At 64.2% G+C, this 24,286-nt stretch carries 19 protein-coding genes; 5 read left to right on the top strand and 14 right to left on the bottom strand.

Translation table 11 applies throughout. The features are described from left to right. Window positions 1-68 precede the first annotated feature (68 nt). A complete protein-coding gene (locus PJL15_RS17540; protein WP_281452419.1) occupies window positions 69-500 on the top strand; it encodes a LexA family protein in 432 nt (143 codons plus the stop codon). Here the strand turns inward: PJL15_RS17540 and PJL15_RS17535 are convergent. Then, on the bottom strand, window positions 491-1,507 hold the full coding sequence (locus PJL15_RS17535; RefSeq protein WP_281452418.1) for a LacI family DNA-binding transcriptional regulator: 1,017 nt from the start codon (window positions 1,505-1,507) through the stop codon (window positions 491-493). The two genes, PJL15_RS17540 and PJL15_RS17535, sit on opposite strands and share 10 nt — an antisense overlap. A 137-nt stretch (window positions 1,508-1,644) precedes the next feature. Between PJL15_RS17535 and PJL15_RS17530 the strand changes: the two genes are divergently transcribed. Further along, window positions 1,645-3,108 (top strand): sugar porter family MFS transporter, encoded by a 1,464-nt coding sequence (locus PJL15_RS17530; RefSeq protein WP_281452417.1) that lies wholly within the window; start codon window positions 1,645-1,647, stop codon window positions 3,106-3,108. A 74-nt stretch (window positions 3,109-3,182) separates the two neighbouring features. Here the strand turns inward: PJL15_RS17530 and PJL15_RS17525 are convergent, their stop codons facing one another. Genes PJL15_RS17525 through PJL15_RS17515 form a run of 3 tightly spaced genes read right to left on the bottom strand, consistent with a single transcriptional unit; the run spans window position 3,183 to window position 4,656 of the window. Next, window positions 3,183-3,593: an arsenate reductase ArsC gene (locus PJL15_RS17525; protein ID WP_281452416.1), complete on the bottom strand. Its 411-nt coding sequence runs from the start codon at window positions 3,591-3,593 to the stop codon at window positions 3,183-3,185. Continuing rightward, window positions 3,590-4,309 carry an aquaporin gene (locus tag PJL15_RS17520; protein ID WP_281452415.1) on the bottom strand — a complete coding sequence of 240 codons (720 nt, stop codon included), beginning with the start codon at window positions 4,307-4,309 and terminating at the stop codon, window positions 3,590-3,592. Before PJL15_RS17520 ends, PJL15_RS17525 begins: the two co-directional genes overlap by 4 nt. Then, the gene (locus PJL15_RS17515; RefSeq protein WP_281452414.1) at window positions 4,306-4,656 is read right to left on the bottom strand and encodes an ArsR/SmtB family transcription factor; all 351 of its coding nucleotides are present in this window, start codon (window positions 4,654-4,656) and stop codon (window positions 4,306-4,308) included. The genes PJL15_RS17520 and PJL15_RS17515 overlap by 4 nt, the downstream gene beginning before the upstream one ends. Window positions 4,657-4,822: 166 nt before the next feature. Here PJL15_RS17515 and PJL15_RS17510 point away from each other — a divergent pair, with 166 nt between their 5' ends. Next, entirely contained in the window at window positions 4,823-6,121 is a 1,299-nt protein-coding gene (locus PJL15_RS17510; protein ID WP_281452413.1) for a Y-family DNA polymerase, read from the top strand. Between the two features lie 13 nt (window positions 6,122-6,134). On the opposite strand, the gene PJL15_RS17505 is transcribed toward PJL15_RS17510, so the two are convergent. The 3 genes from PJL15_RS17505 to nirB are packed head-to-tail and all read right to left on the bottom strand — an operon-like array spanning window position 6,135 to window position 10,964. Then, on the bottom strand, window positions 6,135-7,292 hold the full coding sequence (locus PJL15_RS17505) for a uroporphyrinogen-III synthase (protein ID WP_281452412.1): 1,158 nt from the start codon (window positions 7,290-7,292) through the stop codon (window positions 6,135-6,137). Between the two features lie 12 nt (window positions 7,293-7,304). After that, window positions 7,305-8,339: a uroporphyrinogen-III C-methyltransferase gene (gene cobA, locus PJL15_RS17500; protein ID WP_281452411.1), complete on the bottom strand. Its 1,035-nt coding sequence runs from the start codon at window positions 8,337-8,339 to the stop codon at window positions 7,305-7,307. 12 nt (window positions 8,340-8,351) lie between these two features. After that, window positions 8,352-10,964 (bottom strand): nitrite reductase large subunit NirB, encoded by a 2,613-nt coding sequence (gene nirB / locus PJL15_RS17495; protein ID WP_281452410.1) that lies wholly within the window; start codon window positions 10,962-10,964, stop codon window positions 8,352-8,354. Between the two features lie 282 nt (window positions 10,965-11,246). On the opposite strand from nirB, the gene nirD reads away from it, so the two are divergent. Further along, window positions 11,247-11,627 carry a nitrite reductase small subunit NirD gene (gene nirD / locus PJL15_RS17490; protein WP_281452409.1) on the top strand — a complete coding sequence of 127 codons (381 nt, stop codon included), beginning with the start codon at window positions 11,247-11,249 and terminating at the stop codon, window positions 11,625-11,627. A gap of 20 nt (window positions 11,628-11,647) precedes the next feature. On the opposite strand, the gene PJL15_RS17485 is transcribed toward nirD, so the two are convergent. The 4 genes from PJL15_RS17485 to PJL15_RS17470 form a co-directional block, all read right to left on the bottom strand. After that, window positions 11,648-13,393, bottom strand: coding sequence for a phospho-sugar mutase (locus PJL15_RS17485; RefSeq protein WP_281452408.1), 1,746 nt, complete (start codon window positions 13,391-13,393; stop codon window positions 11,648-11,650). A 101-nt stretch (window positions 13,394-13,494) separates the two neighbouring features. Beyond that, the gene (locus PJL15_RS17480) at window positions 13,495-15,117 is read right to left on the bottom strand and encodes a glycoside hydrolase family 32 protein (protein WP_281452407.1); all 1,623 of its coding nucleotides are present in this window, start codon (window positions 15,115-15,117) and stop codon (window positions 13,495-13,497) included. A 93-nt stretch (window positions 15,118-15,210) separates the two neighbouring features. Beyond that, window positions 15,211-16,812, bottom strand: coding sequence for a glycoside hydrolase family 68 protein (locus tag PJL15_RS17475; protein ID WP_281452406.1), 1,602 nt, complete (start codon window positions 16,810-16,812; stop codon window positions 15,211-15,213). A gap of 440 nt (window positions 16,813-17,252) precedes the next feature. Beyond that, a complete protein-coding gene (locus tag PJL15_RS17470) occupies window positions 17,253-18,053 on the bottom strand; it encodes a purine-nucleoside phosphorylase (RefSeq protein WP_281452405.1) in 801 nt (266 codons plus the stop codon). A gap of 134 nt (window positions 18,054-18,187) precedes the next feature. Between PJL15_RS17470 and PJL15_RS17465 the strand changes: the two genes are divergently transcribed. Continuing rightward, complete coding sequence (locus PJL15_RS17465; protein ID WP_281452404.1) at window positions 18,188-19,597, top strand: NAD(P)H-quinone dehydrogenase; 1,410 nt, start codon at window positions 18,188-18,190, stop codon at window positions 19,595-19,597. Between the two features lie 104 nt (window positions 19,598-19,701). Here the strand turns inward: PJL15_RS17465 and PJL15_RS17460 are convergent, their stop codons facing one another. The 3 genes from PJL15_RS17460 to PJL15_RS17450 all read right to left on the bottom strand — a co-directional run. Continuing rightward, window positions 19,702-20,469, bottom strand: a complete 768-nt coding sequence (locus tag PJL15_RS17460; protein WP_281452403.1) for an MBL fold metallo-hydrolase — start codon at window positions 20,467-20,469, stop codon at window positions 19,702-19,704. Between the two features lie 121 nt (window positions 20,470-20,590). Further along, complete coding sequence (locus tag PJL15_RS17455) at window positions 20,591-22,153, bottom strand: FAD-dependent oxidoreductase (protein WP_281452402.1); 1,563 nt, start codon at window positions 22,151-22,153, stop codon at window positions 20,591-20,593. Next, the coding region (locus PJL15_RS17450; RefSeq protein WP_281452401.1) for a molybdopterin oxidoreductase family protein at window positions 22,150-24,286 on the bottom strand (2,137 nt) is incomplete at its 5' end. The genes PJL15_RS17450 and PJL15_RS17455, both read right to left, overlap by 4 nt.

Below are 24,286 nucleotides of genomic sequence, written 5' to 3'. Positions count from 1 at the left end.
ACGGCGTGGAATGTCGGCCACCCGCTGTACACTCGAGTATCGAACATATATTCGAATAAAGGTGTGTTGTGGGCGTGATAGTCGGCCCCCGCGTGGTAGATGCGGGCTTTTCCTTGGTCTCGGCGCTGCTGGCTCCCGTGTCTGTGGCGGCGGGGTACCCGTCGCCGGCGCAGGACTACTTCGATGGCCGGATAGACCTCAATGAGCACCTGATCAAGGACGTCACCAGTACCTTCGTGGTGCGGGTCACCGGCCAGTCGATGGAAGCCGCCGGAATCAGCGACGGCGACGAGTTGATCGTCAACAGGGCGCTGGAACCTAAGGACGGATCCGTCGTCGTGGCTGTCCTGGACGGTGAGCTGACCATCAAACGGCTCCGCATTACGCCGACGGGCGTGGTGTTGCAGGCGGACAACCCAGCCTTCCCGGATATCCGGGTGGCGGCGTTATCCGAGCTGACAATCTGGGGCGTTGCCACAACGTGCCTGCATCACGTCTGAGCCGGCGGAGGCGCGGTCGAGTTGCGGATCACCAGTTCCGGCCGGAGGCTTTCGTCGGCAATCGGGCCCTCCGGATTCTTGAGCCGCTCCAACGCGATCGCCCCGGCGGCCTGGCCCAGGCTGGCGGCATGGAGGTTCACTGTGGTGAGGTCGATGCCGTGCAGTCCGGCGATCCGCGAATTGTCGTAGCCCACTATGGACAGGTCCTGAGGGATGGAAAGGCCCAAGGCGTAGGCGGCTTCGCGGGCGCCCAGGGCGAGCTGGTCGTTGTGCGTGAAAATCGCTGTCGGGCGTCCGGATTGTTTCAGGAGTAGCGTGGTGGCGCGCTGTCCGGCCTCCTGCGTGAAGTCGTCCGCCGCCAGCGTTTGGGGCTTCAGCCCGGCGTCGTGCATGGTTTTTTCGTAGCTCCGCCTGCGGGCGGTGTGTCCGTCGTAAACGGGCCCGGCAAGATGGGCAATGCGCTTATGCCCGAGCCCGAGCAGGTGCTCCGTAGCAGCCCTGGCGCCGGCGATGTCGTCCGAATAGACGCTGTCCACGCCGGGCACCGGGCGTGTGACGCTGACAAGGGGCACGATCTGCGCCAATTCCTGCACGCTCTCGTCCGGATCCAGGAGCGTCGCTGCAATGATGATCCCTGCCCGGGCCTCGATGAGGGACTCCAGTGCGCCCCGGTCAACACCATCCACCGATCGGGATACGCTCAGAATCAAGCGGTTGCCATCCTGCGGAAGGGCGAGCCGGACGCCGCTAAGGATGTCGGCGTAGACCTCGTTGCGGATATCCATCAGATAAAGTCCGACGGCGGAACGGTGCTTGCGTGCCAGGTCGGCGGCTACTGCGTTGGGCCGGTATCCGAGACGCTTGGCGGCTTCGAAGATGGCCTCCTTGGTCTCGCCGCTGACTCCAGGGGCTCCCCGGAAAGCGAATGACACAAGCGTTCTGGAGACGCCAACTTCCCGGGCGACATCACTTTGCGTGGCGGGTCGGAGCGGACGGGAGGGGGCCATGTCCTCCATCCTCCCACGTCATGGAAAGGAGAAATGTAGGTGTTTGTTAGTTTGACCTTACATTTAAGCCTTTCGCGCGTTAGTCTGTATTCAGAGCGGATATGTATGACCCGCAACACACTGACAAAGGAGTCCTGATGTCTGCAACGCAAACGCAGCGGGAAGGCGCCCATGGGGCCGCTCTTCCTCCGCTGACCAACGGTCCGCACCGGAAGCGCCTTGGCCTCGTAGCCTTGGTCGCCACCTTCGGTGGACTGCTGTTCGGCTATGACACGGGTGTCATCAACGGTGCCCTGCGGCCCATGACGGCCGACCTCGGGTTGACGCCCCTGACGGAGGGGATCGTGACCAGTTCACTACTCTTCGGCGCGGCAGCCGGGGCTGTGGGAGGCGGCCGGCTGTCCGATTCGTGGGGCCGCCGGAAGTCCATCCTCCTGCTTGCGGTGCTGTTCCTCACGGGAACCATCGCCTGTGTGTTCGCGCCGAATTTTGAAGTCATGGTGCTGGGGCGAGTGATTCTCGGACTCGCAGTCGGCGGAGCTTCGACTGTTGTGCCTGTCTTCCTTGCCGAGCTGGCGCCCTACGAGATCCGGGGTTCGCTGGCAGGGCGTAACGAACTCATGATTGTCATCGGTCAACTTGCAGCGTTCGTGGTCAACGCCATCATCGGCAACGTCTGGGGAGAGTTCGGGGGAGTGTGGCGGGTCATGCTCGCCGTCGCTGCCTTACCTGCCATCGCTTTGTTCTTCGGCATGCTCCGGATGCCCGAATCGCCGCGCTGGTTGATTTCAAAAGGTCGGTGGGAGGAAGCCTTGGCGGTCCTCAAAACCATACGGTCGGTGGAACGTGCAGAGGCCGAAATGGCGGACGTCAAGCACCTTGCCGACGAAGAACGCGCGTCGAAGGCCACATCATGGGGCGCGCTCAAGGACAAGTGGATCCTTCGCATTATCCTGGTGGGCATCGGGCTGGGTGTTGCCCAGCAGCTGACCGGCATCAACTCGATCATGTACTACGGTCAGTCCGTGTTGGTCGAAGCCGGGTTCGATTCCAATGCCGCCTTGATCGCCAACATCGCTCCCGGCGTGATCGCAGTGGTTGGCGGCGTCATCGCCCTGACTTTGATGCAACGAGTCAACCGCCGGACCACCCTGCTCCTGGGCTTTACCCTGACCACCGCCTGCCACTTCCTCATCGGCATCGCATCGATCGTCCTGCCAGTTGGCAATGCGGCGCGTCCCTTCGTGATCCTCTTCCTGGTGGTGGCGTTCGTCGGTTCAATGCAGACGTTCCTGAATATCGCCGTATGGGTCATGTTGTCCGAGATCTTCCCGCTTCACGTCCGTGGTTTCGCGATCGGACTCTCGGTGTTCTGCCTCTGGATTGCCAATGCGCTGCTGGGCCTGTTCTTCCCCACCCTGGTTGCCGGGGTAGGGATCACGGGCACGTTCTTCCTGTTCGGCATTGTGGGAATCGCGGCCCTCATCTTCATTTACACGCAGGTCCCCGAAACCAGGGGACGCACCCTGGAGGCGCTTGAAGAAGACGTCACCACCGGTGCCATCTACCTGGTGCACAAGAAGGCGCCCGTCGGTTCATAGCATCGCTACAGCTGCGTCATCATCCCGCCCTCCGGACGTTTGCACAGTTCGGAGGGCGGGATGTCTGGTCATCACTAAGATCCAGCCGGGGTCAGGGAGGCTATCAGTGCCTCGACCCGGTTCTTGATCTCATCCCGGATGGGGCGGACGGAATCGACGCCCTTGCCGGCGGGGTCCTCCAGTACCCAGTCTTCGTAGCGTTTGCCCGGGAAGTACGGGCACTCGTCCCCGCATCCCATGGTGATCACGACGTCGGAGTCCTTCACGGCTTCGGTGGTGAGGACTTTGGGGATTTCGGTGGACATGTCGATGCCGACCTCGGCCATGGCCTCGACCGCCGCGGGGTTGACCTGCCCGGCGGGCTGGGATCCGGCCGACCGGACCTCAATCGCCCCACCCGAGAGGGTTGTCAGGAACGCGGCGGCCATTTGGGACCGGCCCGCGTTGTGGACGCAGACGAACAAGACGGAGGGTTTGACGCTCACGAGAGCACCTTTCGATCGGCCGCGGATTCATCCGCGGGAACACTGAGGGTGGTGGAATCAGCGGGGTAAAGGAACCGGAGAAGGATTAGTCCGAGGACACCGCCTGCCAGTTGGGCTGCGATGAAGCCCGGCGCGGAGATGGGGGCGATCCCGGCGAAGGTGTCGGTGATGGTCCGGGCGATCGTGACAGCCGGGTTGGCGAAGCTTGTGGAGGACGTGAACCAGTACGCGGCTGTGATGTATCCGCCGACGGCGAGAGCGACCCGGTCGGGCCGTCGGGAACGGATCGACCCAAACACGATGACCAACAGCCCTGCCGTGGCGATGACCTCTGCCAGCCAGAGACCCGGACCAGACCGTTGATGGGTGGAAAACGCGATCGGGGCCAAGCTAAACATCAGGTTCGCCACGATGGTACCGGCCAAACCACCCAGCACCTGAGCCGCAACCAAGGCCACAGCTGTCCGTGTGCCGATCACTCCGAGGACCCGTTCGACCAAGGTCACAATCGGGTTGAAGGACGCCGAAACCGGCTGCAGGGCCAGGATCAGCGCAACGAGGGCGGCGCCGGTGGCGAGGCTGTTCTGCAGCAGCTGCAGTCCGACGTCGTTCGGTGATAGCTGGGTAGCCATCACTCCGGAGCCGACCACAGCCATCACCAGAAAAGCCGTGCCGATAAATTCGGCCGCGGCACGCCGGGGCAAGGCGGTGTTCACTTGGCCTGTCCGCCAATCAATGCCGCCAGGTTCTGCAAGGCTTCCGTGCGCGCTTTGTAGTAGACCCAGACTCCGCGCTTTTCCCGGTCCAGCAAACCGACTTCGTGCAGCACCTTCAGATGGTGGCTGATGGTCGGCTGCGACAAATCGAAGGCATCATTCAGGTCGCAGACGCAGGCTTCCCCGCCCTCGTGCGAGGCGACCAGGGACATCAGCCGCAACCGCACCGGATCCGCCAACGCCTTCAGCAGCGGTGCGACCCCATCGGCTTCCTTCTCCGACAACGGCACCCGCGTCAAGGGCGAACAGCAGGCAACGGTCTGGACCGGCGTTAACTCCAATGACATAGACACAGGTAAATATTTACACTCATCAATGTTTATGGCAAGGGCGGGGTGCTTTGTTGTCGGGGGTCGGAGGTACAGTTGAACTATTCGAATATATGTTCGAATTTAGGGCGTGTCCTTTCCCATTCCCTTGGGCGGGCATGCTAGTGCCGACCCGAGGAGGACAATGTCCAAGCCAGCCCTCATGCACCGGATGCAGGAGATCGCCCACGTGGACATCAACTGTTTCTATGCTTCGGCGGAACGGGCCTTCAACCCCGCCCTGGAGGGTAAACCGCTGATCGTACTGTCCAACAACGACGGCTGTGCCGTGACCAGGTCGCCGGAGGCCAAGCGGCTTGGTATCGGGCTCGGAGACCCGTGGTTCAAGTTGGCCCCACGGGCAAAGGAATGGGGCCTCATTGCCCTCTCCAGCAATTACGAGCTGTACGGAGACATCAGCTCCCGGGTCATGGAGCTGTTGCGACGCTACTCGGCGTGGCAGGAGGTCTATTCCATCGATGAGGCCTTCCTTGGCGTCAAGGGACCGCCGGAGGAGTTGCTGCAGTTGGGGCGAACCATCAAAGATGCTTGCCGCCGGCACGTTGGGGTTCCGGTGTGCGTCGGAATCGCCCGCACCAAAACCCTCGCCAAGCTGGCCAACAAGTGGGCCAAGCACAACCCTGCATTCAACGGGGTATGCCGCTGGGACTCGGTTCCGGAAACGGAACGCGAGGCACTCATGGGAAGACTTTCCGTTATCGAGATCTGGGGCGTCGCCACAAGGCTCACCAAGCGGTTGAATGCCATGGGCATTTTTTCGATCCTGGACCTGGTCCGGGCGGAACCGGTCGCGCTGCGTGACAAGTTCTCCGTCGTCATGATGCGCACCGTCCTGGAGCTGCAAGGCACACCGTGCATCCCCATGGAGGAGGAGCGGATCGGGCGGGACCAGCTGATCTTCTCGCGCTCCTTCTCAACGCCGATTACGACGACGGCCCAGTTGGGTCAGGTGCTGAGCGTGTACGGGCAGATGGCAAGTGCCAGGCTGGCCAAGCACGACCTGCAAGCCAAACTGCTGACGGCCTTCGCTGCAACGTCGGTCTATAACCCGAACGACACATCGTTCCCGAGTGTCAACGTCAAACTGCCCATGCCCACTGCGGATCCGGTGTTGCTCACCAAGGCCGCGCACGCGCTCCTTCCCAAAATCCAGGAGGGCGTGAGATATGCCAAGGCCGGCATCATGGTCACCGACCTCCGCCCCACAGGCAACCAGAAACCCTTGGAGATCTTCGAGAACCGGCACGAGGAACGGGGTATCGGGAGTTTGCTGGAGGACGTCAGCAAACGATACGGGCGCGGCTCCATCGGATTGGGCCACGCGGGCATAAAAGGCGGCCCGGACTGGTCCATGAAACGGGACATGCTCAGCCCCCGCTACACCACCAACTGGGACGAGCTGCCCTTGGTGAAGGCGGCGTAGCGTGGGCCGAACCCTATGCCCGCAGCCGGTATCCGCGCTTCACAACTGTTTCCACGAGCTTGCCGTCCGGGAGCGAGGACCGCAGCCGGCTGACCGTCATGTCCAGGGCATGCACGGAACCGCGCAGGTCAAGCAGGTCCGAGAGCGCTTCACGAGACAATACCGCTCCGCCTGCGCCAAGCAGCGCCCGCAACAGCAGGAGGGGAGCGGGCGCCAGTTCCACCACTTCGCCGTCGATCCGAAGGCAACGCCCCCGCAGCTCGATCGTGGCGCTCTTGGTCTCCAACCGGCGCACATGGTTCAACGACAGGTGCTCGGTCACAAGGCGAATGAGCGCACCCATGCGGTAGCGGTCGGGGATAAGGGGCGTCAGCCCGGCGTCGACCAGCGGCTGTGCGGTGACCGGCCCAACGGCGGCGACAGTGACGGGCCCCTTGAGGGCTTCGATGAGTTGGCGGTAGAGGCCCATCTCATGCGCCGTGCTCCACATGGCATCGACAGCCGGGGCGCTGGTGAACGTCAGGACGTCGAGGTTGCCGCCAACCACGGCCTCGATCAGCCGCGGCAATTTGTCTTCACCATCCGGCTTGACCCAGCGGTACGGCGTTACTGTAAGGACGGTGGCGCCGGACATGCGGAGCCGTTCAAGCTGCCGGACATCCGTGTACCCGTGCAGCTGCACGGCCACAGTCTTACCACGCACACCCTCCACCAGGAGCATGTCCACCAAGGTCGCGGTGGTTTCGTCGCTGCTGATTCCGACGTCGGCCAGCCCGGCCGCGCGAACGGCACCACGGGCCTTGGGTCCCCTGACGAACATGCGGCAAGCGGACAGGGTGTCCAGGAGCTGCTCGCCAATACCAAAGGAATCGGCGGCCTCGCACCAACGGCGCATCCCGTAGGCCGTAGTGGCGATGCAGATATCCGGCTTCGCCTCGATGATGGCACGGGTGTCCTCAATGAGGATCATGTCCTCCTGGACGGGGGCGATCTTCAGCGCGGGGGCGTGCAGCACACTCGCGCCGCGCCGTTCCAGGGCCTCGATGAGGTCACGGGACCGGCGGTGGGAGGTGACCCCGATGCGGAATCCGTCCAGGGGAGCTTCGGCGGTTTCGGAAACTTCCGGTGCCGCGTTGGCGTCCAGGACTTCGATGGCACGTGCAACAGTCATGTGTTCTTACCTTCAGGCTTCAAGGAGCGAAGCCGCGAGCCGGCTCAGTTCAGCGGATGCTTCGGCATGATTCCGGTTGGCCTCGGCCACCCTGACCACCTCGCCGATGACCAGTACGGCCGGGTTGCTGCAACCGGTCGCTGCCGTTTCGATATTACCGAGATCGGCAATGGTGGTGCGCTGGCCCGGACGGTAGCCACGTTCCACCACGGCCATGGGCATGTCCGGCTTCATCCCTGCCCGGCGCAGTCCGGAGGCCAGTTGGGGCAGCGTTCCTATACCCATCAGGACCACGATGGTCCCGCCGAGCCCGGCAAGGTGGGTGTGCTCCTTCTCAGTCAAGGGAGCGTGCCCGGATACCACGGTGAACATATGGCTCACTTCGCGGTGCGTCACCGGAATCCCCGCTGCAGCGGGTACGGAAATGGCACTGGTAACACCGGAAATAACCCGGACCGGAACACCGGCTGCAACACAAGCAGCCACCTCTTCCCCGCCCCGCCCAAAGACATAGGGATCACCGCCCTTGAGCCGGACCACGTTCTTGCCCAGCAGCGCAGCTTCCACCATGAGCTTCTCGATGTCGCGCTGGGTGACCTTGTGAAGGCCGGGCTGCTTTCCAACGTCAACCAGCTCGGCGGAGGTCAGGTCAGCCAGTTCCTGGTAGGGAGCCAGGCGGTCATAAAACACGACGTCGGCATCCCGCAGGGCGTCAACGGCACCCACTGTCAGCAAATCCAGGGCGCCCGGGCCCCCGCCCACCAACGTCACGTGACCTTCAGAGCCCGGCGCAGGCTCGAATGCCACCGGGATTCCAGCTTCGCGGCAGCGTTCCACCAGCGCAACCCAACCGGCCTCGCCGTCGTCCACCACCGCCACCAGGAAGGGGCGCTCGGGAAGCTGGCCGTCAGCCGGTGCGCCGTCAGGCGTACTCAGGCGGTAGACGTTGGCACCGGCGTTCCGATAACGGCGGACGGCTTGGCGGGCGGCCTTTTCGGATCCTGTAACCAGGACATCGCGGCCGGTGAGATCAATGGTGAGCTGCATGGGGACCCCTTGTTATTCGCTGCGGACCGGGATGGTGGTGGCGATGAGCACGCCGCCCTTTTCTTCGTTCGTCGCGGGCCGGATCTGGCCTCGCTCCGGAACAAAGGAGATGGACTCGTCCTTCTGGTCGGGCGCGTTGACGAAGGAACGGAAGCGACGCAGGCGTTCCGGATCCTTCAGCGTCTCTGCCCACTCGTCCTCGTAGGTGTCGATGTGCTTGGCCATGGCCGCCTCAAGTTCGGCGGCAATGCCCAGGGAATCGTGAACCACTACGTCCTCGACGTGCTTGATGTCGCCGTCGAGCTCTTCCTGCCACCGGGCAGTGCGCTGCAGGCGGTCGGCGGTCCGGATGTAGTACATCAGGTACCTGTCGATGTACTTCAGCAGGGTCTCGTCGTCCAGGTCCTTGGCCAGCAGTTTGGCGTGCGCCGGGGTGGCACCGCCGTTGCCGCCCACGTACAGGTTCCAACCATCGGCCGTGGCGATCACACCAACGTCCTTGCCGCGGGCCTCGGCGCACTCGCGGGCGCAACCGGAAACGCCCATCTTGAGTTTGTGGGGGCTGCGGAGTCCGCGGTAGCGCAGCTCCAGGGCGATTGCCATGGCCACCGAATCCTGGACACCGAAGCGGCACCACGTGGATCCGACGCAGGACTTCACAGTACGCAGGCTCTTTCCGTAGGCCTGGCCCGACTCGAAACCGGCGTCCACCAATTCCTTCCAGATGTCCGGCAGCTGCTCGAGCCTCGCACCAAACATATCGATGCGCTGGCCACCGGTGATCTTGGTGTACAGGTTGTACTTCTCAGCCACGGCTGCAATAACGCCGAGGCCCTTGGGCGTGATCTCGCCGCCGGCAATGCGGGGAACCACCGAATAGGTGCCATCCTTCTGCATGTTCGCCAGGGCGCGGTCGTTGGTGTCCTGCAGGCTGCCACGACCGGCATCGAGGACGTATGCGGAGTGCTGGCTTGCCAGGATGGAGGCGATGGTCGGTTTGCAGATGTCGCAGCCGGCGCCGGTGCCGTACTTGGCCATGATGTCCTCGAAGGACGTCAGTTCCAGGACGCGGATGGCATCGAAGAGTTCCTGGCGGGAGAGGCTGATGTGCTCGCAGAGGGCCTTGGAGACCTCGATCCCGGACTTTGTCAGTTCGCCTTCCAGGAGCTTCTTCAGCATCGGAACGCAAGAACCGCACTGTGTACCGGCGCGGGTGCATCCCTTGAGCTCGCCCAGTTCCTGGACCGGGGCGTTGCCTTCGCAAGCGCCGCAGCCGTTGATGGTGTCACGGATGGTTCCGGCGGCTACGTTGTTGCAGGAGCACAGGATCGCGTCGTCCGGCAGCTCAGTCTCCGGAGCTTCGCCTCCACCGGCGGCGCTCAGGTAAGCACCCGGCTCGGCCGACAGTTCGCGGCCCAGGAGCGGGCGCAGGCTCATGTAGGGGGAAGCGTCGCCCACGAAGATGCCGCCCAAGAGGGTCTTGGCGTCGTCAGTGGTGACAATCTTCTGGTAAACGCCGCGGGCGGGGTCGGCATAGACGATTTCGAGGGAGTGTTCCGTCCTGGCAAAGGCGTCACCAAAGCTGGCAACGTCCACACCGGACAGCTTCAGCTTGGTGGCGGTGTCGAAGCCCGGGAAGGTCGCTTCGCCGCCGTTCAGCCGGTCGGCAACGATTTCCGCCATGGTGTTTGCCGGGGCCACAAGACCCAGGCACATGCCCTCGAAGTTCGCCACTTCACCGATGGCCCAAATGCCTTCAACCTCGGTAGCGCAGAAGTCGTTTATGACCACTCCGCCCCGCTGGCCCAGGCTGAAGAGCTGCTCTTCTCCCTCGGCCGCGCGGAACAAGTCGTCGCGGGGCTTCACGCCGATGGCCACGATCACCAGGTCAGCGTCAATGGTGCGTCCGTCCGCCATCAGGACCCCGGTGACCTGGCCGTCGTCGTCGGCTATGACCTCCGAAGGAAAGACGCCGCCGTGCACTTCGAAGCCCTTGGCTGCGATCAAACGGCCCAATGCCTGGCCGGCGCCTTCATCCAGCTGGGTGTTCATCAACCACGGGGAGCCGTTGATGACCACCGGCGTCGCGCCGAGTTGCTCAGTACCTGCGGCGGATTCGAGGCCCAGGAGGCCGCCGCCGATGGTTACAGCGTTGACTTTCCGGCCCAGCTTCGCAGTCAACCCGGCAATGGCCTTGTTGATGGACCAAACATCCTCGAGGGTGCGGTACACGTGGGTGTGCTCGGAGCCGGGAATGGGGAGCCGTGCCGCATCAGAACCCGTAGCAACCACCAGTTCGTCGTACTCGTACTTGTTGCCGGCAGCCGTGATGACGCTCTTGGCAACAGGATCAATCCTGACTGCGCGCTCGCCGGTCTTCAGTTCCACGGCGTCGTGGTCCCACATCGAAGCATCGCCCAAAGTGAGGTCGACGTCGGTTTCCGTGAGGGCCTTGCTCAAGGCGACGCGGTCGTAGGGGAGGTGGGCCTCCTCCGTCAGCACCGTGAGCTGCCAGCCTTCAAGACCGCGATTGACCATGGCATCGGTGAAGCGGTGGGCAGCGGGGCCGCCGCCGACCACGACGACGCGGCGTGGGTTCTCTGTACTTGAAGTTTGTCCGGTCACTGGTGGGCCTTTCGCAGATGTTGCAGACGGATCTCCGCAACTTGTGATCCCAGCCTAGGGACGGGCAGTTTCGCTTCAGTTTCCCTTTTGTTTCGTGGTCTTAACTTCTGCATCACGAACGCGTTTCAGCGTGTGTGAGGTGTCTTTTACCAGTCGGACACAAACGAGCACCCCGGATGAAACACCCGGGTTTTAGCGTGGAGAAGTGGCCGCAAGCGTGGCCCGGTCCGGGGGAGTGACGGTGGAAAATACCAGCACCCGGACACAGTGAGAGGGGCTGAAATGACCGTAATTCTGGACCGTGCCGACATTCTTGACAGTGCCAAAGACCTGGACGCAACCGTGGCCTGGCACCGTGTTTGCCCCCTGGACGAGCTCGAGCCCGCCTGGGGAGAAGCGGCACTGATCGCGGGCCGCCAGGTTGCCCTGTTCCGCACCGGGGCCTCGGAGGTCTACGCCGTAGCCCAGCAGGACCCGGCGACGCTCGCCAACGTCATGGCACGTGGCATCATCGGATCCCGCGGAAGCCGGCCAACCATCGCCTCGCCGCTTCACAAAGAGGTCTACGACCTGGAAACGGGCGAGTGCTTCACCAATCCCCAACTCCGCCTGGACGCCTTCGCCACGCGACTGGTGGACGGCTTCATCGAGGTTGAACTCTAGGGCTTATATTGCCGGGGTGCTTATTGCCCCAACGCTTCGCGGACATCGCTGAGGACATCGTCCAGGGCGGTCCGCGCGGCTTGGCGTGCTTCGGGAAGTTCCGCCGCGGATTCAACGGGCCGGATGACTTCCAGGTAGCACTTGAGCTTGGGTTCGGTTCCGCTGGGCCGGATGATGACGCGGCTCTGGTCGCGCGTGAGGTACAGCAGCCCATCTGTCGGAGGCAGGCTGTCGCTTCCTTCGGCCAGGTCCGTTGAAATTTCGACGGCGGAACCTCCGAACGCTTCAGGCGGGTTGACCCGGAGCCGGTTCATCATGGCGTCCAGAAGGCCCAGGTCAGCGACGCGGATGCTCAATTGCTCGCTCGCATGGAGGCCGTGGACGAGGTACAAATCATCCAGGGTGTCGAAGATCGTCTTGCCCTCGGCTTTGGCAGCCGCCGCCATCTCGGCGATCAGAACAGCCGCAGAGATACCGTCCTTGTCGCGGACCAGGTCCGGCGCCACGCAATATCCCAGGGCTTCCTCGTACCCATACGTGAGGCCGGGAACGCGGGAAATCCACTTGAAGCCCGTCAGCGTTTCTTCATGGGCGTAGCCCGCGGCCGCAGCGATCCGCGAGAGCAGCCGTGAGGAAACAATCGAGTTGGCGAAGACACCGGACTGCGGCTCCTCCGGGGCGGCAGCGGCAAAGCGGGCCACGATATGCGCTCCCAGCAATGCACCAACTTCGTCCCCCCGCAGCATGCGCCATACCCCGGTCGCTGGATCCAGGGCAGCAACAGCCGCGCGATCGGCGTCGGGATCGTTGGCCAGCACGATGTCGGCACCGGCATCGGCGGCCGCCGCGAGGGCCAGATCCAAGGCCCCCGGTTCTTCCGGATTCGGGAAGGCCACCGTGGGGAAGTCCGGGTCCGGTTCGGCTTGTTCTGCAACCAGCGTGACGTCGGTGAACCCCGCAGCATTGAGGACGGAGACGGCCGTCCCACCACCAACGCCGTGCATGGGAGTCAGGACGATTTTCAGGTCCCGCGCGGGGAAATGCTGCCGGTCGACCAGCCCGGACATCGCAGATTCGTAGTCAGAGGCGATGGATGCCGGCAACACAGACCAGCCTGAGTCGGCCAACTCAACGGAATCCAGGGCGCCGACGGCGTCGATCCTTGCCGCGATTTCGGCATCGTACGGAGCAACGATTTGGGCACCCCGGCCGCTCTCAGACACGGCGTGCCGCCCCAAGTAGACTTTGTAACCGTTGTCCTGCGGCGGGTTGTGGCTGGCTGTGACCATCACACCGCCGTCGCAATCCAGGTTCCTGACCGCGTAGGCGAGCAACGGCGTCGGAAGGGCGGCAGGCATGAGGAACGTTTCGATACCGGCGGCAGTGAAGATCGCCGCTGTTTCTTCAGCGAAGATGTCCGAGTTGTAGCGGGCATCGAAACCGACGACGGCGCGCGGCCGGCTTCCCGGCACCGCCGCGGCCACCGTTTCGGTGAGGAAAGCTGCCAGTCCTGCCGCGGCCCGTCGCACCACCACGCGGTTCATGCGGTTTGGGCCGGGGCCGAGGGCTGCGCGGAGGCCGGCCGTGCCGAACTGGAGGGTGCCGTTGAAGCTGTCTCCCAGTTCCTGGGTGGCTCCCGCATCGCCGGCACTGGCGAGGTCGGCAAGCTCCAGGAGCGCCGCCGTCGTGGTCGGGTCCGGGTCTTGTGAGGCCCATTGGCGGGCGTCGATGATCAGCTGTTCAAATGCGGCATCACTGGATGTCATAGGGACAAAACTATCCTCATTGCCCACATCAAGAGCAACGCGGGGTCAGATATGGCCCATAAACAGGGTCGTAATGGGCCATAACTGACCCCGCGTTGCTTTCACACGCGGCGGGAACTCACCGTGAACTCTGTCTCGCCGTCCATGCTGAACACCGACGATCCCGTTGCCTCCCAGTCCGGGAAGAACGTATCCGAGATAACGGCCACACCGTCCTCGGCGAAGACCTCCACGGAAGAGGAATCCAGGAGGATCGTCAGATGGACTTTCCCGTCGCTCCCGTTGGAGGGAAGGGATACCTGATGGTACGGGCTGAATTTCTCGGAGAAATTGGTGGTTCCCGCCTGCGACCGGTCCACTTTCACAGTGCGGGTCTCTTTGGAGTAGGAGATGCGCAGCCCGGACTTGCCGTCGGAGGACTCACGCAGGATCACTCCTGCCTCCGGCGAAGAGGTCAGGTCCATCGCGAGTTCGATCAGTTGGCTCCGACCCGTAAAGTCCGCTCCAAGATCCTGGACCGAGGACCCTGCGGTGAGGTTTTTGTTTTTCACCTCACCGCCGTGATCCTCCAGCGCTGACCGGGCCGCGGTGGCGATGGCTGAACGTAGCTCGTACCGGTGCTCTCCCCGGACCAGCGTGAGTTCCCTCGGGATGGCCATGGAGCCGCGCCAGGGAGTGGTGGGAACGTTCTGGGCATAATCCCAGTTGCCCATCCACCCGAGCAGCACCGGCTTGTCCCCGGGCGCGCCGGAGATCGAGTTGGCTGCGTAATAGTCCGCGCCGTGGTCCAGCCATTGTGAGTCGCTGAGGGGCGCATCCGGCGCCGCCGCGTTCTCCGCAGTGAAGCGCGTCCCGTCGAACCCGCCCACGAAGTACTGCATGCCGGAGCCGCCGGCGATGCCGCCAGGGTTGATGCTCAGCAGCATGACCCATTTCTTCGCGGTGGAGCCTTCGACGTTCATCTGCACAAGTTCGGGTACCTCCCAGAGGCCTCCCTGCGCACCGGCGCCGGAGAAGTCGCTGAGGTAGTCCCAATGGAGCAGATCAGTGGACTTGAAGAGTTTGACCACCTGGGCATCGGCCACCACGGTGGTCATCACCCAGTATTTGCCGGGCTCGTACCAAAAGACTTTCGGGTCCCGGAAGTTGTTGTTGGTGGGTGCGAGATTAAGGACGGGGTTGCCTTGGTACTTCTGCCAGGTGGTGCCGCCGTCCAGGCTGTAGGCGACGGACTGCGCCTGCGCACCCTGGGGGAGCGCGCCGTTCTTGCCGTAGGCGCTGGTGTACAGGGCAACCATCGGCGGGTTTTCCGCAGAACCGAGGCCCGAGGCGTTGTTGGTGTCCATCACCATGCAGCCAGAGAAGATCTCTTCCTCGCGGCTGGCCTCCATGGCCAACGGTTGCTGCTCCCAGTGCACAAGATCGGTGCTGGTGGAGTGGCCCCAGGACATGTTGCCCCACGAGTTGGCACGCGGGTTGTACTGGTAGAACGCGTGGTAGGTGCCGTCGTGGAAGATCAGTCCGTTGGGGTCGTTGAGCCAGTTCTTTTCGGCCGTCAAGTGCGCCACGGGCCGCCACGGATCCGCAGGGGTCGGCGTCCGACCCGCCAGGGTGGGGGCCGGCGTCGGACTGGCCGTGCAGGAGGCGGCAGCAAAAGAGACCACGACGGCGGCACTTGCGGCGAGCAGTTGGCGGCGGGACAGGCGGGGGTTGGGATGAGTCATGGGGAGAAATCCTGGGGGTTGGGGTGTGGCAGGGGTGGGGGCCCTTGTGGAACCTCCACCCCTGCCGTGGCCTGACGGCCGGGGTGCTGCGGCCTACTTGTAGAGGCCTTCGCCGCCAACGCGGACGTTGGTGGGCAGGTAGCCGAACGGACCGAGGCCGTTCTGGCCGAAGCTGCGGTCAACCTGGGTCACGCCGCCCTGGAAGTTGATCTTCACGGTGGGTGAGAGCGATCCGCCACGGACGCCGTCCACGTTGTCGATGAACGACTGGACGAGTCCGCCGGGCTGCACGTAGTGCGAGTAGGCCTGGAACTGACGGCCGTTCTGGCGCGGGTCCGGACCTTCGGGTGCGTTGGCCGGCATGTTCAGGTCGGTCGGGGAACCGAGGGCCAGGCCGCTGTTGTTGACCGGCTGGAAGTCCGAGCGCACGCCGTTGCCGACGAAGCCGTAGACGCCGTCGGGACCGCGCATGCCGTCCGCATAGGTGAACTGGTGGCTGATGGTGAACAGGTAGTACTTGTTCTTGCCATTCTCGTTCTGGATGAAGATCTGCGGACGTTCAGTCTGGTCGTTGACGCAGTTCGCTGACAGGATCGGGGGCAGGAAGCTCCACTTGGTCAGGTCCTTGTTGTCGGCCACGGCCAGGCCCACGTTGGCGGTCTGGTACCAGGCGCCGGTGGTGTTGTTGACGGTGTCCAGCGATTCAGCGTGCGGATCGCCCGGACGGTAGCCCAGGTCTTCCTGCTTGCACTTGTAGGAACCACGGGTTCCGCCGGTGTTGCCTTCGAAGACCATGAAGGTCTTGCCCGGGTGTGCCGGGTCCGCGAACGTGTACGGATCACGGAAGGCGAAGCCCGGGTTCTGGGCCTTGTTCTGGTACAGCTTTCCGTCCGGCTCCAGCAGTTTGGTGTGCTCGAAGCCGTCGAAGGTTACGCCGTCCTTGGTGGCGTGGATGTTGCCCAGCGCCTTGGCGATGACTGCGTCCGGGGCGATGCCTCCGCCGCCTGCGTTCCGCTCGGCGACGTCGTAGAACGTAGTAGCCGTGTAGAAGACGTTGATCTTGTTGCCCTGCATGAGGCGCGTGGAGCCGGACCATTCGGTGTTGCCGATGGAGGAGTTCGGCAGGAACAGGTGTCCGCCGTAGTTCCACTTGTCCTTGGCGGGATCGGCGTTGGTCTTCCGGAAGAAGTAGCCGATCCTGGCGTTCCAGTGGCGCTGGTCGAAGCCGTAGCCTGCGTGGCGGTCAGCGACCAACGCGAAGATTACGTCCCAGCCCTTGTAGCTGATCTGGTTGGCGTTCTCGTCAGTCAGTGACCAGGTGTCCCAGACCCACACGTCGTCATTCATGGCCGGGAAGTCCTTGGGGATTTCGGGCATGGTGACGGTGGGGCTCATGGAGTTCTGGCCGGGGGTGACGTTGGGGTTGCTCTGCGCCATGATCTGCTTGGCGTCGGCCCGGGTCCACTTGGACGTAAAGTCCGCTGCCGGGTCGTAGGCCTGCTGGCTGTGCTGGCTCGGCAACGGGAAGCTGGGCGTGGGTGCCGGCATGGTGCTCGACGGCGGGTCGGCGGGCAGGTTTGCCTGCGCAGCCGGCGTGACCATCAGGATGGTGCCGGCTACGCTGGCTGCCGCTGCGACGGCTACTGCCCGTCGCAGACGGCGCCGTGGCCGTTGAGGGGTTGAGTGCGTGTTCATGCTTGCTCTTCTCGCGGAGTGTTGGACTTCGTGGAGGTGCTTCGCAACTCAAGCGTCCGCTCGATCCGCTGGTGGCGTCTTCGAGGGACGCCATCGTTTCGAGGTGCGGAGGGTCCCTTGTGGGACGCCTGCCGCGTGGCTCCGGTACGTCGACTTACCGGAACGAACTCCACGCTAGACACGTGTTAGGCAGCAAATCAAAGAGCGTTTCGGCAGCCTTTGAAGCTACTCATGGGTAGATGTGCAAGCGCTTACATTGCCAAGGCGCGCGCGTGCCACAACCCGCCGTCGAGAATCAAATGTTGCACAATAAATCTGATTTAACCTGAGAATTCACTGTGCGTTTACGCCCCGGTTAAAAGCAACGCGGGGTCACTTATGGCCCATGTTTGTCGTAAACATGGGCCATAAGTGACCCCGCGTTGCTCCTAAAGGAGGTGTTACAGCTTGGCGATGATCTCCGCCAGGAGCTTGGAAATCTGCTTGCCGGCTGCCTGGCCGGCCTCCAGGACCTCGGCGTGGCTCAAAGGAACCGGGCTGATGCCCGCGGCGAGGTTGGTCACCAGCGAGATGCCGAACACCTCCATGCCTGCATGGCGGCCGGCGATCGCTTCCAGGGCCGTGGACATGCCCACCAGGTCCGCGCCGATCCGCTTGGCGTACTGAACCTCTGCGGGCGTCTCGTAGTGCGGGCCTGTGAATTGGGCGTAGACACCCTCCTGCAGCGAGGAATCCACTTCGCGGGCCAGTTGGCGGATGCGTGAAGAGTAGAGGTCTGTAAGGTCCACGAACGTGGCGCCCTCGAGCGGCGAGGTGGCCGTGAGGTTGATGTGATCGCTGATCAGCACAGGGGTGCCAGGCGTCCAGTCCTCGTTGAGTCCGCCGCAACCATTGGTCAGCACCAGGGTCTTGCATCCTGCCGCGGCCGCAGTGCGAACGCCATGGACAACCGAACGTACGCCGCGGCCTTCGTAGTAGTGCGTCCTGGCGCCCAGGACCAGTGCGCGCTTGCCCTCCTTTGTAAGGACGGAGCGGATGGTGCCAACATGGCCCACCACTGCCGGTTTGTGGAAGCCGGGCACCTCAGAGGCGTTCAGGGTGGCAGTGGTTTCACCGATGAGATCGGCGGCCTCGGCCCAGCCCGATCCGAGCACCAGCGCTACGTCGTGGGATTCGACGCCGGTCTCCGCGGCTATGAAGTCTGCTGCGGCCTGGGCGGCTTCAAAGGGGTCTGTGTTCATCAGCTCAGTGTTACTCACTGGTACAAGCTACCTTGCGCCCACCTTAATCAGGTAGGGGCCGCTTACAAGATGCCGGCGCAGGTGAGGGTGGGCTGAGTGGCAGCCTGCGTGGCAATGAGCGAGAATTGAGGATTGTGACCACCCAAGTTGACTTCAGTGCCCCCCGTATCGCGATCCTGGGAGGTGGTCCCGGCGGATATGAAGCCGCCATGGTAGCCGCCTCACTGGGCGCACACGTCACCATCATCGAGCGCGCCGGCCTCGGCGGATCCGCCGTGCTGACCGACGTCGTGCCTTCCAAGACCCTGATCGCCACCGCCGACCTCATGACCCGCGTAGGCGAGGCGGACGAGCTGGGAGTCAAGTTCGACGGCGACGGCTCGGCCTCAAAGCCCCGCGCCGACCTCAAGCACATCAACGACCGCGTCCTGAACCTCGCCCACGGCCAGTCCAACGACATCCGCGCCGGCCTTGAGCGCCTGGGCGTGGAAATCGTCATTGGCTCGGGCCGCTTGCTGGACAACAACAGCATCGAGGTCCTGACCCTTGAGGGCACCCGGACAATCGACGCCGACGCCATCCTCCTGGCTGTTGGCGCCCACCCGCGCGAACTCCCCACCGCGAAGCCCGACGGCGAACGCATCCTCAACTGGGCCCAGATCTACAACCTGGACGAACTTCCCGAGGAACTGATCGTGGTGGGTTCCGGTGTCACCGGCGCCGAGTTCGCCTCCGCCTACAACGGCCTTGGCTCCAAGGTCACCCTGATTTCCAGCCGCGACCAGGTCCTCCCCGGCGAGGACACAGACGCAGCCAAGCTGCTCGAAGGCGTCTTTGAGCGCCGCGGCGTCCGGGTCTTGTCCAAGTCGCGCGCCAATGCGGTAGAGCGGACCGACGACGGCGTAAAGGTCACCCTGGGTGACGGATCGGTCGTGACAGGTTCGCACTGCCTGGTGTGTGTGGGCTCCATTCCGAACACTGCCGGCGTGGGGCTTGAGGAAGCCGGCGTGACCTTGACCGAATCAGGGCACATCAAGGTCGACGGCGTTTCCCGCACCACTGCCCCCAACATCTACGCTGCCGGCGACTGCACGGGTGTCTTTGCCCTTGCCTCCGTTGCGGCCATGCAGGGCCGCATCGCCATTGCGCACTTCATGGGCGACGGTGTGAAGCCCCTCAAGCTCAACCAGGTGGCTTCCAACATCTTCACGTCCCCGGAAATCGCCTCCGTGGGTGTCTCCGAAGCCGATCTCGCTTCCGGAAAGTACCAGGGCGACGTCGTGATGCTGTCCTTGCTCAGCAATGCCCGTGCCAAGATGCGCAACACCAAGGACGGCTTTGTCAAGATCATCGCCCGCAAGGGATCCGGCACCGTGATCGGTGGCGTGGTGGTTGGACCGAACGCATCGGAACTGATCTTCCCGATTTCCGTAGCTGTCACGCAGAAGCTGCACGTGGATGATGTTGCCAGCGCCTTCACCGTTTACCCGTCCTTGACCGGCTCCATCTCTGAGGCTGCACGCCGCCTGCACGTGCACATGTAATTTGCGGCTGCGGGAGCCCGTTTCGACGCTTCGCTGCGCGTTAGACCGTTGGACGGTGGAACCATCTATTGCGCAGCGAGCCATCGAAACGGGCCGGACAGCCCCTACCCCCGCAGCTTGCTGACGGCCTCGGACAGGGACATCTGCAGGGCGGGACCATGTCCGGGCAGGATTACGTTCGCCTGCAGACTCTCCAATTGCCGGGCAGAGGACAACGCTGCGGCCGGGTTTGAGTGATACATCCTGTGCAGCATTTGCGGTCCTTGCTTGCTGCTGATGGGGTGACCGGTGACAAACGTGTCTCCCACGGCAATCGCGCCAGCGTCCGGCAGCAGGACCGCAACATTCCCGGGAGTATGGCCCGGAACCGTGATGGCTTCCGGGCGGCCAGGGAGACCAGCAAGTTTGTCTGGTGTCCAGGCCTCGGCACGCGTGGCTGGCTCCGCTTGCAGTGCCTTGGCTTTGATGACGTGGAGCATCCAGCGGAAAACACGCGGACGCCAGACCCTAAGCAGCACCTGCCCCAGTGTCACCTGGTGCTTCTCCTTGCCTTGGACGTGGGCCAGTTCTTCGGGGGAGCAAAGGACGGGAGTGCCAAAGGTCCTGGAGAAGTAGGCGGCGGAGCCCGTGTGGTCCACGTGCCCGTGGGTGATGAGCATGGCCCGGGCATCGGCCGGCTCCAGTCCCAACTGGCGGATGGAGGACAGGACCAGGTCCCTGTCCGCCGGGTAGCCGCCGTCGATCACTATGAAGCCGGCGGCAGCTGGCGTGGCTGCAACGCTTGCCGGAGCCGGGGCATCGCGGACAATGATCCAGTTCGACGCGGGCCCTTCCACAAAATGGACGCCGGGAACGGGTTCTGAGATCTTCACTCCGGCATTCTAAACGTACCGGACACGCGACCTCGCGGGAGAGCTGCGGGCCCGCAGGGAAACTTCCGGCGAGCGGGCAGCCCTCCCGCGAACTGGGAGTCCGAGCCCCGCGGCTCAGGCTTCAGGCAGCGGCCGCTTGGAAATGTTTTTCGATGAGCCCCTTGATGTCCTCGTGGCATCCGCCGCAGCCTGTGCCGGCACGGGTGGCCTTGGAAACTTCGGCAACGGAAGAACAGCCTTCCAGTACCGATTCCTCGATGCTGGCGGCACTCACTCCGGCGCATCGGCAGACAGTCCGCTGGGGGTCGTTGTTGCTCGCGCCGGCGTCGAGTTGGTCAGGTCCGTCCAGCCGGAGCAGCAGTGAGCGGTCTGCGGGCAGCTCCGAGGACCGTTCGAAGAGCATCACCAGCTCGGCAGCAGTCCGGGGCATCCCCACGGATACCAAGCCCTCCAGCACTCCGCCCCGCGTGGTCATCTTCACGTAGCGGCCATGCTCAGGATCAGCCCACTGGGAGATCTGGCGGCGCAGGCGTCCGGGAGCGGCTCCGGCTTCCAGGAGTTCTTCATCCCAGGGGTCGGCCTGGTTGTCTCCGGCCACGGCCAGGTTGATGCCACGGGCCTTCAGGACCACCACGCCGGGCTTCTCCTGGGGGAGGGGTTCAAGTGCGTCGGCGGCGGACTGGCCGTCACGGGCCAGGACCAAGAGGTATTCAGCAAGCCATTCCGCCTGCCGCCAGCCCGGACCCACCAAACCGGACGGGCCGGAAGCAGTGCGGCAGTCAACACAGGAAGCATCGGGGCAATGTACTTCCGCGCAGTCGCCGATCGCGAACATGTGGGGCTCGTGGTAGGTCCGGAGATGGTGGTCCACCAGGATGCCGGACGCAACAGGAAGTCCGCAGCCCTCCGCCAGTTCAATCCGGGGGCGGACACCACAGGACAACACCAGCAGGTCGCCGTCGATCGCGGAGCCGTCCTCAAGCAGCAGGGCGGAGAAGGAACCGCCGGACCCCGCTGTCTCAATACCCGTGGAACGGGCGTTGCCGGCCATCCGGACGCCGCTTGCACGCAGGCTGTTGGTAAGGACCGATCCACTGCCGCGATCGATGCTGCGACCAAGCGGGAACGGGCCGTTGTGGACCACTGTTGCCTGGGCACCTTCTTCGGCTGCGGCCAGGGCGGTTTCCAGGCCAAGCACGCCTCCGCCGAGGACCACAACACGCTTTCGGTCGGCAACAGCCGAGCGGAGCACGGCCGCGTCCTGCAGGTCGCGAAGAGTGATGACACCAGACGGGAGAACCGGGCCGGACGGATCAGGATTCAGGCCCGTGAGGTTGGGGATGACAGGGCGGGAACCGGTTGCAAAGACCAGGCGGTCATAGTGTTCGGACGTGTCGTCGGACAAGACCACTTGCTGGCGGGCCCGATCGATCCTCCGGACCTTCGTCCCCAGCCGGACGTCGACGCCGGCGGTCTCCAGCTCCGCAGCATCAGCCATGGCGAGGGCGTCCGCGGTGGTCCGGCCAACACCCAGCTCGGCAACCATCACGCGGTTGTAGGCCGCCTCGGCTTCCTGGCCCACTACGAGCAACTGCACCAGCCCGCTGCGGACAGCCGGCAGCAGTTCATCCACCAGCCGTGCAGCTACCGGCCCGAAGCCGACAACAACAATGCGCTCGCTCATGAAGCCTCCTTGACGTGTAGTGGCATTCCCGCTCCTGCGGGGACGCCATCCAGGGTTTGGGTTGAGGCAGCGCGCTGGACCCAGACCCGGCTGGTCTTGAACTCCGGCATGCCGGAGATGGGATCTGTGGCCGCCTCAGTGAGCCGGTTGGCGTTTTCCTGGCCGGGGAAGTGGAAGGGCAGGAAGACGGTGTCCGGGCGTACGGCGTTGCTTAGTTCGGCCCGGCAGAGGACTTCGCCGCGCTCATTGGTCACCGTGGCGTAGTCGCCGTCGGCAATGCCCCGCGCGGCCGCGGGTCCGGGGTGGATGAGGAGCCGGGCCTGGGGTTGGGCCGCCAGGAGCTCGGCAACCCTGCGTGTCTGGGCGCCGGACTGGTAGTGCTCCAAAAGCCTCCCAGTTGCCAGGGCCAGCGAATCGTCGGCAAACGAACGGACAGCCCGCTTCGACGGCGTTACGGGAACCATCACGGCCCGGCCATCGGCGTGCGCAAAGCCATCGGCGAAGAGCCTCGGAGTGCCGGTGCTGCCCACAGGGTAGGGCCAGTAGGCTGCTTCGCCACGGTCAAGCATGGCGTAATCGATGCCCGAGTAGTCGGCCAAGCCTCCGGCCGAAGCCAGGCGCAGCTCTTCGAACACTGTCTCCGGGTGGTCGCTGAAGGTAGAGGGTGCTTCAAGCATGTCGGCGAGCCGGGCCATGAGCCACAGCTCGCTGCGGACGCCCGGGGGAGGGGTCAGTGCCTTGCGACGGCGAATCACCCGGCCCTCGAGGTTGGTCAGGGTTCCCTCTTCCTCGGCCCACTGCGTCACGGGCAGCACAAGGTCGGCCTCGGCAGCGGTCTCCGACATGAAAAAGTCGCAGACCACCAGGAAATCGAGCGCCCGCAGCCCGGCAGTCACAGCGTTCGTGTCAGGAGCGGAGACCACCACATTGGCGCCGTGCACGAAGAGGCAACGGACGCCGTCGGGCTTTCCAAGTGACTTCAGAAGTTCGACGGCGGGCAGGCCGGGTCCCGGTATCAGGGACTCCTCGACACCCCACACAGCCGCCATGTGTGCGCGGGCAGCGGGGTCGGTGATTTTGCGGTAACCGGGCAGCTGATCGGCCTTCTGGCCGTGTTCGCGGCCGCCTTGGCCGTTACCCTGGCCGGTGAGCGTGCCGTAGCCGCTGCGTGCCGAGCCGGGCAGGCCCAGCAGGAGGCTGAGGTTGATTGCGGCGGTGGCGGTGTCGGTGCCGTCCACGTGCTGTTCCACGCCGCGGCCGCTGAGGATGTAGCTGCCGCCCGCACTGGCGCCCTGGGCCAGGCGGCGTGCGGTCTCGCGGATCAGGTTGGCCGGGACGCCGGTGATGGTCTGGACCCGCTCGGGCCAGAAAGAGGACAGGCTGCGGACCAACGCGGAGTAGCCGGACGTCCGCTTTTCAACATATCCCGAGTCCACCAGCCCTTCGTGGACCACGACGTGGGAGATGCCCAAAAGGAGCGCCAAATCCGTGCCGGGCGTCGGCTGCAAGTGGAGGCCGCCGCCGTCGGACGTAAACGCTGCAGTAGCCGAGCGGCGGGGGTCCACCACGATCAGCCCGCCGGCGTCGCGCGCGCCCTGGAGGTGCTGGACGAACGGCGGCATTGTCTCGGCAACGTTGGAACCGAGCATGAGGATGACGGATGCTGAATCCAGGTCCGTTACCGGGAAGGGCAGTCCCCGGTCCACGCCGAAGGCGCGGTTGCCGGCGGCCGCAGCCGAAGACATGCAGAACCGGCCGTTGTAGTCGATCCGCGAGGTCCGCAGGGCCAGCCGGGCGAACTTGCCCAGCAGGTACGCCTTCTCGTTGGTGAGGCCGCCGCCGCCAAAGACTCCCACGGCGTCGTTTCCGTACTGCCGCTGGGTGTCCCTGACGGCTGCGGTGATGAGCATGAGCGCCTGGTCCCAGGAGATCGGCTGGTGGACGCCGTCGGATCCTTTAAGCATGGGTTCGGTGACGCGTCCGTTATGACGCAACAACGACGCCGATGTCCAGCCTTTGCGGCACAGCCCGCCCCTGTTGGTGGGGAAGTCGCGCCCGGAAACCTCGAGCGGAACGGTGGGTCGGGCAGCTGGCGCTTCGGGCGCGGGCGCCGCCCCCGGCGCGGCGGAGTCC

The organism is Paenarthrobacter nitroguajacolicus (genome assembly GCF_029952445.1).
Classification (GTDB): domain Bacteria; phylum Actinomycetota; class Actinomycetes; order Actinomycetales; family Micrococcaceae; genus Arthrobacter; species Arthrobacter nitroguajacolicus_B.
This window is presented reverse-complemented; position numbering and strand designations above follow the sequence as displayed.

Coding starts and splice junctions, on each gene's coding strand:
- PJL15_RS17535 (WP_281452418.1), bottom strand. CDS start 1,507: ATGGCCCCCTCCCGTCCGCTCCGACCCGCCACGCAAAGTGATGTCGCC.
- PJL15_RS17470 (WP_281452405.1), bottom strand. CDS start 18,053: ATGAACACAGACCCCTTTGAAGCCGCCCAGGCCGCAGCAGACTTCATA.
- PJL15_RS17480 (WP_281452407.1), bottom strand. CDS start 15,117: ATGACTCATCCCAACCCCCGCCTGTCCCGCCGCCAACTGCTCGCCGCA.
- PJL15_RS17515 (WP_281452414.1), bottom strand. CDS start 4,656: ATGTCATTGGAGTTAACGCCGGTCCAGACCGTTGCCTGCTGTTCGCCC.
- PJL15_RS17505 (WP_281452412.1), bottom strand. CDS start 7,292: ATGACTGTTGCACGTGCCATCGAAGTCCTGGACGCCAACGCGGCACCG.
- PJL15_RS17455 (WP_281452402.1), bottom strand. CDS start 22,153: ATGAGCGAGCGCATTGTTGTTGTCGGCTTCGGGCCGGTAGCTGCACGG.
- PJL15_RS17475 (WP_281452406.1), bottom strand. CDS start 16,812: ATGAACACGCACTCAACCCCTCAACGGCCACGGCGCCGTCTGCGACGG.
- PJL15_RS17530 (WP_281452417.1), top strand. CDS start 1,645: ATGTCTGCAACGCAAACGCAGCGGGAAGGCGCCCATGGGGCCGCTCTT.
- cobA (WP_281452411.1), bottom strand. CDS start 8,339: ATGCAGCTCACCATTGATCTCACCGGCCGCGATGTCCTGGTTACAGGA.
- nirD (WP_281452409.1), top strand. CDS start 11,247: ATGACCGTAATTCTGGACCGTGCCGACATTCTTGACAGTGCCAAAGAC.
- PJL15_RS17485 (WP_281452408.1), bottom strand. CDS start 13,393: ATGACATCCAGTGATGCCGCATTTGAACAGCTGATCATCGACGCCCGC.
- PJL15_RS17510 (WP_281452413.1), top strand. CDS start 4,823: ATGTCCAAGCCAGCCCTCATGCACCGGATGCAGGAGATCGCCCACGTG.